The sequence below is a fragment of the Pseudogulbenkiania sp. NH8B genome (genome assembly GCF_000283535.1).
Classification (GTDB): Bacteria; Pseudomonadota; Gammaproteobacteria; order Burkholderiales; family Chromobacteriaceae; genus Pseudogulbenkiania; species Pseudogulbenkiania ferrooxidans.
Window position 1 is genome coordinate 2,811,829 of record NC_016002.1, and the last position, 12,519, is coordinate 2,824,347.

Below are 12,519 nucleotides of genomic sequence, written 5' to 3' on the forward strand. Positions count from 1 at the left end.
CGGCCAGGCAAGGCACCCGGTCCCGCGCCCCGACATCAGGCCGGCGCCGACGGCGCGTCCATCACCAGCAGGTCACGCTCGCCGTCGCCCAGCGCCTTGTCCTGGTAAAACACCAGGCCCGGCAGGTCATCCGGCAGCGCCTCGGTCGCCGACGCCCCCTCCAGCAAGGCCAGCGCCGGTGCAATCACACAGCGCTGCAGGGCCTCGTCGCCCTCCATCTGCGCCAGGCGCAGGGAATAGGTCCACTCGTCGCCGTACGGCGAGTCGGAATCGTCCCAGCACAACAGGCGCTGCGCCTCGTTCCGCCATGGCTGCCAGCCCTGCGCCGGAAAGCCGACGTAGGAATCGTATTCAAAGCTGAATTCGCAGGTCCAATGCGCCACGTGCAGCACCGGCTCATACGGCTGCTCGACGCCATCGACCAGGCGGTGCGGTACGCCGTCGCCAAACAGGCTGATCTGGTAATTGAGCCAGGCCACGATCACTTCCTTGCGCTTCTTGCGCTTGATCAGCGGAAAACTCCCGGCCAGGGCGCTACGCCCCTCCCCTTCCCGTTGCTGCACGGCATTGATCACCGGGCCCACTTCGTGACACAGACCGCTGGCCGGTAACGCCTCGGCGATCAGGCGGTTCAGGGCATGCTGGATCGCCTTTGCCTGTCGCCATTGTTCATTCGCTGCTTTTTCGCTGTGGTCAGCGCCTTCCTGCTCGGTGTTCATCGTGCCAACTCTTCTCATGTTCATCGCCAAGGCGGAAAAATGCCGGCCATGCGCCCCCACACTAACGGGACGGGCCGGCGGCACAGACCCTATACCATCAAACACCCACCCTTGCCCAGCGCAAGGGGCTGCGCCGTGCCTTAGCCAATCCGCCACATAATCAGAAGCAATTTATTGGCTTAACAACCAAACAAAAAGATATAATGAACGCTTTCCAGTCAGCAACGCCAAGGAAACGACAGCATGGAAGTCAGAGACAGCAACGGCACCCTTCTGAACGACGGTGATTCGGTACAAGTCATCAAGGACCTCAAGGTGAAGGGCTCCTCCACCGTGATCAAGCGCGGCACTCTGTTCAAGAACGTCCGCCTGCAGGAAGACGACGACGAGCACGTCGAATGCCGCAACGACAAGATCAAGGGTCTGATGCTGAAGACCTGCTTCCTGAAAAAAGTCTGATTTCCCTCGGCAGGCAGAACCAACGCCGCCTGCCGCGAGACGGACCCACGTTGGCCGAAAGCCCGGCAAACCGGGCTTCGGCCAACCTTCCACGCCCGCCAAACAAGCCGTGCCGCCCGGCACTTGAAACCCGCTGCCGATGCCCCCATTAATAATGGGATTATTCAGCGCGACGCATCACGCGGCGCATCCATCGACACGATCAGGACCTCCTCATGGCCATTACCGTAAACGGCGTTGAAATCACCGAAGCCATGGTGCAAGCCGAACTGGCAAACCACGCCGACGCCCCCAGCCCGCGCGATGCCGCTATTCAACAGCTGATCCTGCACGAGCTGCTGCTGCAAAAAGCCAAGGCCAGCGGTCTCGACACCAGCAACGAAGGCCAGGCCATTGGCGCCCTGCTCGACAAGGAACTGGCGTTTACCCCGGCCGATGAAGCCACCTGCCTGGCGTTCTACAACGACCACCCGGAACAATTCCGCCAGGGCGAAAGCGCCACGGCCAGCCACATCCTGTTCCCGCTGGGCCAGGGTGACGACGTTGCCAACATGCTCGCCAAGGCCAAGGCCGAAGGCGTGCTGGCCGAAGTACAGGCCAACCCGTCGCGCTTCGCCGACCTCGCCCGCGAACACTCCACCTGCCCGTCCGGCCAGCAAGGCGGCAACCTGGGCCAGTTCGGCCGCGGCCAGATGGTGCCGGAATTCGAACAGGCCGTGTTCAGCACCGAAGCCGGCCAGATCACCCCGAACCTGGTCGAAACCCAGTTCGGCTACCACATCATCCAGGTCAACGACCGCCAGAGCGGCGGCCAGCTTGCCTTCGAGGACATCAAGGAACGCCTGGGCCAGTACCTGAACGAAATGGCCGGCCGCCAGATGATGCACGAGTACCTGAGCAAGCTGGTGGAAGAAGCCAAGATCGAAGGCTACTCGATGTCGGCACAGTAATACCGACCGACAGGCAGCAACGAAAAACCGGGCACCCGCCCGGTTTTTTTTATCTGAGCCGCCAACGACGCCAGCGCTCGCTTCGCGTCAGAGCGCCCCTCTCAGATCAGCCAGTCCAGCAGCGCCAGCCCGACCCAATTGGCCGCGATCAGCCCTACCGCCAGCAGCATCGGCCCCTCCCCCGCACGGTGACGCACCGCCGCCACCGCAAGCCAGGCGTACACGATCGACGCCAGCAAGCACACACCGGCCTCGCCCCAGGCACCGGCGGCGAAGAAACCGGGCCAATGTCCCACCACTTCCACCGCCACCACGGCCACCACGTTGACCAAGGCCCACCACGCCAGTTGGCGGTACAACCGCCCCGAAGACATACTCATCACCCACCCCCTCCAAAAAACCCGGCGTGATTATAAACACGCAAAGCCAACCGCCGGCATCTCAAAAGGGGAATCACATTTGCCTCCACGAAAAGCCTTGCGCAAACGATCGACGTGCCGCACCAAGGCATCCGGACGACGACCCGGCAAGGCCACCGCGAAGAAAAAATAGGAACCATCCGGAACATAGCGGCAGTGGCAGGGGGTCGTCTGATTCCCCCGCACGGTTGCCTGGCTGGCCGATTGCAGGATGGGTGGAGCGCAGCGCATTTACCCATCCTACGTGCTATTTTAAATTCTTCCTCTTCTTAAATGAGAAATAATCAAGTCGATCTGCAGACTGCCTTTTTTTCTCTAGAATTAGATAGCTATGTTTCTTCTTGGCTGCGGGCAAATGCTCTTTAATATATCTCTTTTCTATATTTGTACCAACAATCCAAACAAATGCCCCAGGTAAAATCCATGCAATCAACACAGCAACCGCAAGGTAAAATTCCACTTTTATAGAAAACACCAAGCTCCACCCCAGCAGAATTTCTAGGATAAGAACAGAATATGCATTCCCATGTTCTCTGATGTGGCGATAAGAAGTCATTATATCCGTAAAAGTATAATGCCTCAAAAACGATAATTCATCGTAAAACCTAAAAAGTTCAATTACATCATCATCATTCTTAGGAACAATTACAATCTGGACCAAATAAACCAGCAATGGAACTATCAAGCCAATAAAAAAATAAAGCCATTGACTTGAATCATGCTCAGCATAGAAATACCCAGAAAGCCACAGCAACAGTGAAATAACGCACCCCCACAAAGCCAAGGCTTTCAATATCAAAAGCTTTGGTAAATTTTTGTATAAACTACCAAGTGGTCTATAGCGAGAAACATGCAAAACAAGCATAGGAGAACTTGCAACATAACAGTAGCAAAGCCCCATAAGCAGCAATACAACATATCTAGTAATATCGTCCTTAGTCTGAATAAAATCTTTTACTGGTATCTTTTTATCAATATCATTAATAAGCTTCCAACATATTACAGCCCCCACCAAACTACCAAGGGCATAGCGAATTATGTATCCTTCCCACCAATTACCTGCAGAGGAACTATTATTATTAACTGGTTGCAAGTTTTCAGAAGCCATATAAATTCCATTTAATTATTCATTTTGGATATTAATAGCACAAAAAAATAGCCTCTCTTGTGCAGAGAGGCTATTCATAAATTAGCTCAACCCAACTTCGCCAACTGCCCCTTCAGCTTCTCCAGCTTGTCGCTGAATTCGGCCAGTTGCGCCTTGTCGCGTTCCACCAGATGCGCCGGGGCCTTGTCGACGTACCCCGGTTTTTCCAGCTTGGCAGTCAGCTTGGCCAGTTCGGCCTCGACCTTGCCGATTTCCTTGGTCAGGCGCGCGGTTTCGGCGGCCTTGTCCACTTCCACCTTCAGCATCAGGCGGGCGTCGCCGCTGATCGCCACCGGGGAATCGTCTTCCGGCAGCTTGGCCAGCAGCGTGCCGTCGGTCAGGCGGCACAGCAGCTTCAGGTAGGGCACGAAGTCGACCAGGGTCTGGTCGGTGGTTTCGATGAACAGTGGCGCCTTCACGGCCGGGCCGACGTTCATTTCGCCGCGCAGGTTGCGCACCGCGTTGACCATGTCCTTGAACGCCTCCATGCGGGCGTTGGCGTCGGCGTTGATCTTCTCCGGCACCGCCACCGGCCAGGCGGCCATCATGATCGAGTCGGTCTTGTTGGCGTTGGCCAGCGGAGCCACGGTCTGCCACAGCTCTTCGGTGATGAACGGCATGATCGGGTGAGTCAGGCGCAGCGCCACTTCCAGCACGCGCACGATGGTGCGGCGGGTGGCGCGCTGCTGCGCTTCGTTACCGTTCTGCAGCTGCACCTTGGCGAGCTCGACGTACCAGTCGCAGTACTCGTTCCAGATGAACTCGTAGATGGTCTGGGCGGCGAGGTCGAAGCGGTAGGTTTCCAGCGCGTTGGTAACATCGGCCTCGGCCTGTTGCAGGCGGCCGATGATCCACTGGTCTACGAAGCTGTATTCCAGCGGCAGGCTCTCGTCCTGCCCGCAGTCCTTACCCTCGACGTTCATCATCACGAAGCGGGTGGCGTTCCACAGCTTGTTGCAGAAGTTGCGGTAGCCCTCGGCGCGCTTGAAGTCGAAGTTGACCGAGCGGCCGAGCGTGGCGTAGCTCGCCATGGTGAAGCGCAGCGCGTCGCTGCCGAAGGGTGGAATGCCTTCCGGGAACAGCTTTTCGGTGGCCTTGGCGATGGCCGGGGCCTTCTCCGGGCGGCGCAGGCCGGTGGTGCGCTTCTCGATCAAGGGCTGCAGCGCGATGCCGTCGATCAGGTCCACCGGGTCGATCACGTTGCCCTCGGACTTGGACATCTTCTTGCCTTCGTGGTCGCGCACCATGCCATGGATGTACACGTCCTTGAATGGCACCTTGCCGCAGAAGTGGGTGGTCATCATGATCATCCGGGCGACCCAGAAGAAGATGATCTCGTAGCCGGTCACCAGCACTTGCGACGGCACGAAGGCGCGCAGTTCCGGCGTGTCCTCCGGCCAGCCCAGCGTGGAGAACGGCACCAGCGCCGACGAGAACCAGGTGTCGAGCACGTCGTCGTCGCGGCGCAGCGTCTTGCCCGGCGCCTTGGCCTGGGCTTCTTCCAGACTTCGGCCAACGTAGACCTGGCCGTCTTCGTCGTACCAGGCCGGGATCTGGTGGCCCCACCACAGCTGGCGGCTGATGCACCAGTCCTGGATGTTGTTCATCCACTGGTTGTAGGTGTTGACCCAGTTTTCCGGGATGAAGCGCACCTGGCCGGATTCGACAGCGTCGATGGCCTTCTCGGTGATGCTCTTGCCGGTGGCGTCGCCCTCGCCCACCTTGGTCATGGCGACGAACCACTGGTCGGTCAGCATCGGCTCGATCACCGAGCCGGTACGGTCGCCGCGCGGCACCATCAGCTTGTGCGGCTTCACTTCCACCAACAGGCCCTGAGCCTCGAGGTCGGCGACCATCTTCTTGCGCGCCTCGGAGGTGTGCAGACCGGCGTAGGCGGCCGGCAGCTCGATGGTGCCCTGGGCCGAGCCGTCGAAGCCGAACACCTGCGCCTTGTCGAGGATGGTGGCCTGCAGGCTCATCACGTTGACGAGCTGGGTGTTGTGGCGCTTGCCGACCTGGTAGTCGTTGAAATCGTGCGCCGGGGTGATCTTGACGAAGCCGGTGCCGAAGGCGGCATCGACATAGTCGTCGGCGATCACCGGGATCTGGCGGCCGGTCAGCGGCAGCTCGAGCATCTTGCCCAACAGGTGCTGGTAGCGCTCGTCGGTCGGGTTGATGGCCACGGCCACGTCACCCAGCAGCGTTTCCGGACGGGTGGTAGCGACCACCACGGTTTCATCGCTGCCCACCACCGGGTAGCGGATGTGCCACATCGAACCGTCTTCTTCTTCCGACAGCACTTCGAGGTCGGACACGGCGGTGCCGAGCTTCGGGTCCCAGTTCACCAGGCGCTTGCCGCGGTAGATCAGGCCCTGCTCGAACAGGCGCACGAACACTTCGGTGACCACGCCGGCGCGGGTCTCGTCCATGGTGAAGTATTCGCGGCTCCAGTCCACCGAGCAGCCGACGCGGCGCATCTGCTGGGTGATGGTGCCGCCGGAAACGTTCTTCCACTCCCACACCTTGTCGATGAACGCCGCGCGGCCCAGATCGTGGCGGCTCACGCCCTGCTCCGCCAGCTGGCGCTCCACCACGATCTGCGTGGCGATGCCGGCGTGGTCGGTGCCCGGAATCCAGGCGGTGTTGTCGCCCTTCATGCGGTAGTAGCGGGTCAGCCCGTCCATGATGGTCTGGTTGAAGGCATGACCCATGTGCAGGGTGCCGGTGACGTTGGGCGGCGGCAGCTGGATGCAGAACGACGGCTTGTCGGAATCCATGTGCGGCTGAAAATAGCCGGCGTTTTCCCAGATGGTGTACCAGCGGCGTTCGATGTCGCCCGGTTCAAAGCTCTTGGCGAGTTCCATGGTCTGAATTCGTGTCCGTGAGGAAAGCAGAAAAATGGGATCGATTATAAACCGAATCGGTCCAACCTTCCGAGTCCGCCGTGTTATTTGGACAGCATGATGCAAAAGGCGTAGCCTATTCGGCCTGAAAGCCAAAACAACAACATATTCAATAAATTGCTTTTAAAAAAAGGCAATTACCACCTGATTTGCTTATGAAAACCCCAAAACGCGTGCTGGTCATCGAGGACAGCACCATGCTGATCCGTCCGGTCTGCCGCATGGTGGAGGAGCTGGGCTTCGAGGCGGTGCCGGTGATGAGCCTGGCCGAGCTCGAGCAACAGCTGGCCGGAGAGGTGCACTTCAGCGCCGCCGTGGCGGACTACTGCCTGCCGGACGCGCCCAGCGGCGAAGCGCTGCCGCCGCTGTTCCGGGCCGGTATCCCCACCATCGTCCTGACCGCCCACAACGACCAGCAGACGCGTGACGACATCCTGAGCATGCCGGTGGTGGACTACATCCCCAAGGACAGCCCCTCGGCGCTCGACTACCTGATGCGCATGCTCAAGCGCATCGACCGCAACCCCCAGATCAAGGTGCTGGTGGTGGATGACTCGCACACCACCCGCTCGCTGTTGCGCGACTACCTGCGGCGGCACCTGTACCAGGTGCTGGAGGCGGTCGATGCCGAAGCGGCGCTGCAGATCCTGCGCGAGCACAGCGACGTCAGCCTGGTGCTGGCCGATTACGGCATGCCGGGCATGGACGGCGCACAGATGACCAGCGCCATCCGCCGGCTCTACACCCACACCCGGCTCGCCATCGTCGGCATCTCGGTGCAGCAGGACAAGACCATGACGCCGCGCTTTCTCAAGGCAGGCGCCGACGATTATCTGCAAAAGCCGTTCACCTTCGAAGAGTTCACCTGCCGCATCACGCGCAATATCGAATTCGTCGAAAACCTGATGACGCTGGAGCATCTGGCGCATGCCGACCCGCTCACCGGGCTGTCCAACCGCCGCCACCTGTTCGAACAAGTGCAGAAGATTCGCGGCGCCTACGGCATCGCCATCATCGACATCGACCATTTCAAGCAGATCAACGACGGCTTCGGCCACGACGTCGGCGACGTCGTCATCCAGCACCTGGCCGACCGGCTGCGCGAGCACTTCCCGCGCGCCATCGTGGCCCGCTTCGGCGGAGAAGAGTTCGTGGTGCTGATGAAGCGTGACGCCGCCCACCCGCTGGCGCAACGGCTGGAAGAACTGCGACAAGAAGTGGAAAAAGAGGAAGTGGACAGCCACAAGGGCACGGTGCGCTACACCATCAGCATCGGCATGGCCGCGGCCACCGCACCGGACATCCGCGAGCTGCTGCGCCTGGCCGACGAGCGCCTCTACAAGGCCAAGCAAAACGGCCGTAACCGCGTCTGCGCGAGCTGAGCCATCCTCGGAACAAACCCGTCCCAGTCGGCGCGCGAGCCAAAGCGGCTTGAATGCCGCCGAAGCACGGGAACCGGAATGACCAAGTCGCCCTTATAGAATGAGAGGAGCCTGGCGCCCCGTCAGCAATGGGCGCCACCCGCGCCGAGAGCCTCCAAGCTCAGCATTGCCCCAACACAGGGAGCCCGCGGCCAGATATGTCTCAGGCGGCGCGCTGCAGCACCCAGTCCAACGCGCGCGTGGGCAGCACCCGCTTCAGGTACCAGAACAATTTAGTCGGAAACGTCACCCGGTAGCGCGCCGCCGGGTGTTTGCTCGCCAACGACTTGAGCACCGCGTCCAGCACCGCCTCCGGCGGCAGCGTGAAGGGCGCGGCGTGCCCCTCCTTCTTCAGCCGCACCAGCTGCTTCTCGTACGAGGCGCGGTGTGCACTGTGCTCGATATCGACATTCTTCAGGAAACGCGCCAGCGCATTGGGGCGGAAACGACTTTCGATCGGCCCCGGTTCAACCAGCGACACGAACACGCCGCTGCCCTCCAGCTCCAACCGCAGCGTGTCGCACAGCCCTTCCATGGCGAACTTGCTGGCGTTATAGGCACCGCGGTATTTCATCGCGGCAAAGCCCAGCACCGAACTGTTGAACAGGATGCGCCCGTGCCCCTGGCGCCGCATCGCCGGCAGCACGGTGTTGGTCAGTTCCCAGGCGCCGAACAGGTTGGTCTCGAACTGTTCGTGCAGCGCGGCACGCGTGATGTCCTCTGCCGCTCCGGGTTGGCCGAAGCCCGCGTTGTTGAACAGCGCATCGAGCGTACCGCCGGTGCGTGCCAACACCTCGTCGACCGCGGCGCGGATCGAGGCCGAATCCGCCACGTCCAGCAACAGGCACTCCAGCCCCTCTTCGGCCAACCTTTGCACGTCCTGCGCCTGACGGCAGCTGGCAAACACGCGCCAGCCGCGCGCCTTGAGCCCCTTTGCCACGGTATAGCCAATGCCGCTGGAGCAGCCGGTGATCAGAATAGTTGGGAGAGCCATGCGAGCGAAATCCTGTGAAACAGGCCAGAACGGCCACGCTGCGAACGAGCAGCAGATAGGTTGTTGATAGCGAAAACGGCATCATGCCTTTGCCCGACAGCAGGACCGATCAGGCCGCATCCCCGTCGACGCTACCGCACGGCGTCGAGGCCATCCGGGGCGGCGTCCTGCGACACCCTGTTGGCAAGCCTCCGGCCTGCGGAGTGTACTACAGCCTGCCGCCGGCACGCGCGGAGGTGCGTCATACCGGCCCGGGGAATGCCGCCCCAAGCCCTGGCCATGATCCCGAACCGCACGAACCAACCAAACCGACCATTCACTTTAGAGAGGCTCTGCATAGAATAAAAAATGCCCGGCCAAGAAGTCGATGGAAATACCCCTGCCCCACCCACTTTGGCCCGAGCCGCGACCGCAAGCCCCCGTCCGCCACCGGATCCTCCATCGGGCACAGCGGGAAAGGAGAAACTCAAGATGCAGCTCATCGTGCAGAAAATCGACAAGCCGGAAGCGGTCAACTTCATTCTGGGTCAAACACACTTCATCAAGTCCGTCGAGGACATCCACGAAACCCTGGTCGCAACCGTCCCTGGCATCCAGTTTGGCGTCGCCTTCTGCGAAGCCTCCGGCAAATGCCTGGTGCGATGGTCCGGCACCGACCCCGCCATGATCGAACTGGCCCAAAAGAATGCCCAAGCCATCGGTGCCGGCCATAGTTTCATTATTTTCCTGGGGGACGGCTACTTTCCGTTGAACGTGCTGAACGCAGTGAAAATGGTGCCCGAGGTCTGTCGCATTTTTTGCGCCACGGCCAATCCAACGGAAGTCATTCTTGCCGAAACGGAACAGGGCCGAAGCGTGCTCGGCGTCGTGGATGGCTTCTGCGCCAATGGCATCGAAGGCAACGACGACATTCAGTGGCGAAAGAATTTTCTGCGGCAGATTGGCTACAAGCTATGAGTGGATGCCCTTATGGCAGCCGCTGGTATTGGTCATGAACACGGCTCCTTGGTGGAGATTATCCACCTTAAGTTAGTATCCACGGGGAGCTGGACAGACCAGACTTCCTTTTGCAGGTAGAGCGCAGGAAGCTCATGAAGCATCTGCGGATGCCTCAGGGTAGGATTGGTTGTTGTCAGCTTCGATAAAAGCATCATGTAGCGCCACGTTACCGTGCTTCGGATCAAAGCGTTGGCGGTAGCTGCGCGACACGGTTTGCATATCGAAGATTTGGTATTCAACCGGGAGGTGCTGCAGCAGGAAAATGAGTGGAACCTCGGCCGCAAATCCCAAATCAGGAACCCTGATGCAGCAGGTGGGTAGCCCATTACTGGCTCGAGCTTCGCTCTTTCAGAGGAGCGGCATGACCAGCAAGGCAACGATCAGCGCCCATACCAGCGCCCCCACCGAAAACACCGTGTAGGCCAACGCTTCCGTCCGAACCGAGTCATCATGCTCAAACAGGGCATCAAGACCGTGATAAATCAGGCCGCCCGAAGCCATCAATCCGAGGATGGCCGCCAAAGCGTTGAATATCGGAACGGGGGCGAACAACGACAGGGCCGACAGCCAGATCGGCACCGGTGCGATGGCGGCCAGACGGTAGCAGTCGGCATAGGACGGGCGGGATTCGGTATGCACCGCATAACGGATAAACCAGGCCATCACATGCACACACCCCCAACTGGTCAGCAGGAAAAGCAGCGCGATACCAGACCAATATTCGAATGTGACATGGGTGGAATAGACCTCGCCATGGAACCGGGCGGCGTACAGAATCATACCGGTTGCCAGCAACGAGGGAATCAGCACGATTTTCAGGAACGAGCCCAAGGGCGAAGGGTGGGTCCGTGATATATCGTTCCACCCCTCCTTGGAGGACACGACCATACGAAAAAACGAGAGGGGTCTCATGGTAATACTCCTCGATAACAATAGGCAGTGAAATCAGTGGGGGCTTCTTCGACTATATTAACGGCATGATCGGCTTGCAAGCACGCCAGCCGTGGTGATCATGCCCGTGTTATGGGCCGGCTTTTTTCAATAGCGTCGATCTGACATCAAATCTATGCCATTCACCTCGGCGTTGGATGCCAGCCTTTCCAGGTACTGTTGCAGCGAACGGCTCAGGCTTTGCTCGGCAAGGTCGGAGGCCACGCGATCACGCGCCATCTCCAGGGGCAGAAGTTTCCCCGGCTCACGCCGCTCCACCTTGACGATATGGAAGCCGTAACGGGTGCGCACGACACGCGGCAAGACGCCTACCGATCCATCGGCAAACAGTACCGCCTCGAATTCCGGCACGGTATCCCCCCGTTGCAGTTGCCCAAGACTGCCACCAACCTGCGCCGATGGGCAGTTGGACATTTCGCGTGCCAATTCGGCAAAACGCGAGGCATCGGCCTGGGCCTGATGCAGTATCGCCTCCGCGCGCGCCAGCAGCGGCTGGATCGGTGTCCGTTCCGTCACTTGCAACAGGATGTGCGAGGCAAACACCAGTTCGCCCACCGTGTAACGCCCGGGATTCGCCAGATAATGGCGCTCGATCTCTTCGTCGCCAGCCTGCGGCACCTTCACTTCACGCTCCAGCAAGTGTTCGAGCGCCGCCACAGTAGCGGTCTGGTCCGCATCCGCCGCCAGCAAACCCAGCGCCACGGCGCGCTGGCGGAGCAATTCCTGCACGGAGGCAAACCGTAGATCGGCCGGCGTCCCCGCCACGATCTCGACGTCGTTGATGCGTGCAGTCAGTGATTGAGGAGTGGATTCGATGGGCATGAGTCAGGGCTCTTTAGGAAATTCGACGGTTGCTCGCCAGCTTTCTGTGGGTGCGCATCAGCTGATAGGGCCGCGAAAGATAGAAGATTGCCGCAAATCCACTCCAGATGTGGACCAAACGGGTAAACGGAAAAATCAGGAACACGGTGAGCCCGAGGAAGATATGGGCCTTGTACACCCAAGGCACCGAAAGGATCAGCGCAGCATTGTCTGCCCGGAAAATCACGATGCCTTGCACATAGGCAATCAACGCACCGAAGTCGTAACCGGGGACATGACTCGAGGAGTAAACCACGGTCAGCAGGCCAAGCGCGAGCTGGAGCCAGATGATCACCAGCACCACCATGTCCGCGGTACGGCTATTGCTCAGGATGCGTGGATCGCTGACCCGACGGTAAATCAGGATGCTGAGCCCGATGATGGAAAACACACCGGCCACCCCGCCCCCCACCATCGCCAACAACTCATGCGCCCTCTCACTCATCAGTGCCAGCACGATGGGCTCCGGCATCAGGAAACCGATCAGGTGGCCGAAGAAGACCACAAGGACACCGAGGTGGAATAGCATCGAGCCCAGGCGCAGCTGACTCTTGCGCAGAATCTGCGACGAATCGCTTTTCCACGAATACTGCTCGCGGTCGAAGCGGATCAGGCTGCCGATGAAAAAGACCGACAGCGCAATGTAGGGGTAGAGGCCGAATAGAAAATCGTGCAGCGATTTCATGGTGCTTCTCC

12 protein-coding genes are annotated in these 12,519 nt (G+C 59.8%); 4 read left to right on the forward strand and 8 right to left on the reverse strand.

What is annotated here, in order from left to right; genetic code table 11:
- Positions 1 to 35: 35 nt before the first annotated feature.
- Entirely contained in the window at positions 36 to 719 is a 684-nt protein-coding gene (locus NH8B_RS12960) for a hypothetical protein (protein ID WP_014087701.1), read from the reverse strand.
- A 243-nt stretch (positions 720 to 962) separates the two neighbouring features.
- On the opposite strand from NH8B_RS12960, the gene NH8B_RS12965 reads away from it, so the two are divergent.
- Complete coding sequence (locus NH8B_RS12965) at positions 963 to 1,178, forward strand: alkylphosphonate utilization protein (RefSeq protein WP_008953547.1); 216 nt, start codon at positions 963 to 965, stop codon at positions 1,176 to 1,178.
- 215 nt (positions 1,179 to 1,393) lie between these two features.
- Positions 1,394 to 2,128 carry a peptidylprolyl isomerase gene (locus NH8B_RS12970; RefSeq protein WP_014087702.1) on the forward strand — a complete coding sequence of 245 codons (735 nt, stop codon included), beginning with the start codon at positions 1,394 to 1,396 and terminating at the stop codon, positions 2,126 to 2,128.
- A 101-nt stretch (positions 2,129 to 2,229) separates the two neighbouring features.
- Here the strand turns inward: NH8B_RS12970 and NH8B_RS12975 are convergent, their stop codons facing one another.
- The 3 genes from NH8B_RS12975 to NH8B_RS12980 form a co-directional block, all read right to left on the reverse strand.
- A complete protein-coding gene (locus NH8B_RS12975; RefSeq protein ID WP_014087703.1) occupies positions 2,230 to 2,508 on the reverse strand; it encodes a hypothetical protein in 279 nt (92 codons plus the stop codon).
- A gap of 286 nt (positions 2,509 to 2,794) precedes the next feature.
- Complete coding sequence (locus NH8B_RS20960) at positions 2,795 to 3,655, reverse strand: hypothetical protein (protein ID WP_014087704.1); 861 nt, start codon at positions 3,653 to 3,655, stop codon at positions 2,795 to 2,797.
- An 86-nt stretch (positions 3,656 to 3,741) separates the two neighbouring features.
- Complete coding sequence (locus tag NH8B_RS12980) at positions 3,742 to 6,558, reverse strand: valine--tRNA ligase (RefSeq protein ID WP_014087705.1); 2,817 nt, start codon at positions 6,556 to 6,558, stop codon at positions 3,742 to 3,744.
- 194 nt (positions 6,559 to 6,752) lie between these two features.
- Between NH8B_RS12980 and NH8B_RS12985 the strand changes: the two genes are divergently transcribed.
- Positions 6,753 to 7,979 (forward strand): diguanylate cyclase, encoded by a 1,227-nt coding sequence (locus tag NH8B_RS12985; RefSeq protein WP_014087706.1) that lies wholly within the window; start codon positions 6,753 to 6,755, stop codon positions 7,977 to 7,979.
- Between the two features lie 202 nt (positions 7,980 to 8,181).
- On the opposite strand, the gene NH8B_RS12990 is transcribed toward NH8B_RS12985, so the two are convergent.
- Positions 8,182 to 9,012, reverse strand: coding sequence for an SDR family oxidoreductase (locus NH8B_RS12990; RefSeq protein WP_014087707.1), 831 nt, complete (start codon positions 9,010 to 9,012; stop codon positions 8,182 to 8,184).
- Positions 9,013 to 9,483: 471 nt separating this feature from the next.
- On the opposite strand from NH8B_RS12990, the gene NH8B_RS12995 reads away from it, so the two are divergent.
- Complete coding sequence (locus NH8B_RS12995) at positions 9,484 to 9,969, forward strand: adenosine-specific kinase (RefSeq protein WP_014087708.1); 486 nt, start codon at positions 9,484 to 9,486, stop codon at positions 9,967 to 9,969.
- A gap of 390 nt (positions 9,970 to 10,359) precedes the next feature.
- Here the strand turns inward: NH8B_RS12995 and NH8B_RS13000 are convergent, their stop codons facing one another.
- The 3 genes from NH8B_RS13000 to narI form a co-directional block, all read right to left on the reverse strand.
- Positions 10,360 to 10,923, reverse strand: coding sequence for a YIP1 family protein (locus NH8B_RS13000; protein ID WP_014087709.1), 564 nt, complete (start codon positions 10,921 to 10,923; stop codon positions 10,360 to 10,362).
- A 126-nt stretch (positions 10,924 to 11,049) separates the two neighbouring features.
- The gene (locus NH8B_RS13005; protein WP_014087710.1) at positions 11,050 to 11,784 is read right to left on the reverse strand and encodes a peptidylprolyl isomerase; all 735 of its coding nucleotides are present in this window, start codon (positions 11,782 to 11,784) and stop codon (positions 11,050 to 11,052) included.
- Between the two features lie 13 nt (positions 11,785 to 11,797).
- Positions 11,798 to 12,508: a respiratory nitrate reductase subunit gamma gene (narI, locus tag NH8B_RS13010; protein WP_008953537.1), complete on the reverse strand. Its 711-nt coding sequence runs from the start codon at positions 12,506 to 12,508 to the stop codon at positions 11,798 to 11,800.
- Positions 12,509 to 12,519: the final 11 nt, after the last annotated feature.

Excerpts from the sequence above, each read along its gene's own strand:
- narI (WP_008953537.1), bottom strand. The coding sequence starts at position 12,508 with ATGAAATCGCTGCACGATTTTCTATTCGGCCTCTACCCCTACATTGCG.
- NH8B_RS12980 (WP_014087705.1), bottom strand. The coding sequence starts at position 6,558 with ATGGAACTCGCCAAGAGCTTTGAACCGGGCGACATCGAACGCCGCTGG.
- NH8B_RS20960 (WP_014087704.1), bottom strand. The coding sequence starts at position 3,655 with ATGGCTTCTGAAAACTTGCAACCAGTTAATAATAATAGTTCCTCTGCA.
- NH8B_RS12975 (WP_014087703.1), bottom strand. The coding sequence starts at position 2,508 with ATGAGTATGTCTTCGGGGCGGTTGTACCGCCAACTGGCGTGGTGGGCC.
- NH8B_RS12960 (WP_014087701.1), bottom strand. The coding sequence starts at position 719 with ATGAACACCGAGCAGGAAGGCGCTGACCACAGCGAAAAAGCAGCGAAT.
- NH8B_RS13005 (WP_014087710.1), bottom strand. The coding sequence starts at position 11,784 with ATGCCCATCGAATCCACTCCTCAATCACTGACTGCACGCATCAACGAC.
- NH8B_RS12990 (WP_014087707.1), bottom strand. The coding sequence starts at position 9,012 with ATGGCTCTCCCAACTATTCTGATCACCGGCTGCTCCAGCGGCATTGGC.
- NH8B_RS12965 (WP_008953547.1), top strand. The coding sequence starts at position 963 with ATGGAAGTCAGAGACAGCAACGGCACCCTTCTGAACGACGGTGATTCG.
- NH8B_RS12995 (WP_014087708.1), top strand. The coding sequence starts at position 9,484 with ATGCAGCTCATCGTGCAGAAAATCGACAAGCCGGAAGCGGTCAACTTC.
- NH8B_RS13000 (WP_014087709.1), bottom strand. The coding sequence starts at position 10,923 with ATGAGACCCCTCTCGTTTTTTCGTATGGTCGTGTCCTCCAAGGAGGGG.
- NH8B_RS12970 (WP_014087702.1), top strand. The coding sequence starts at position 1,394 with ATGGCCATTACCGTAAACGGCGTTGAAATCACCGAAGCCATGGTGCAA.
- NH8B_RS12985 (WP_014087706.1), top strand. The coding sequence starts at position 6,753 with ATGAAAACCCCAAAACGCGTGCTGGTCATCGAGGACAGCACCATGCTG.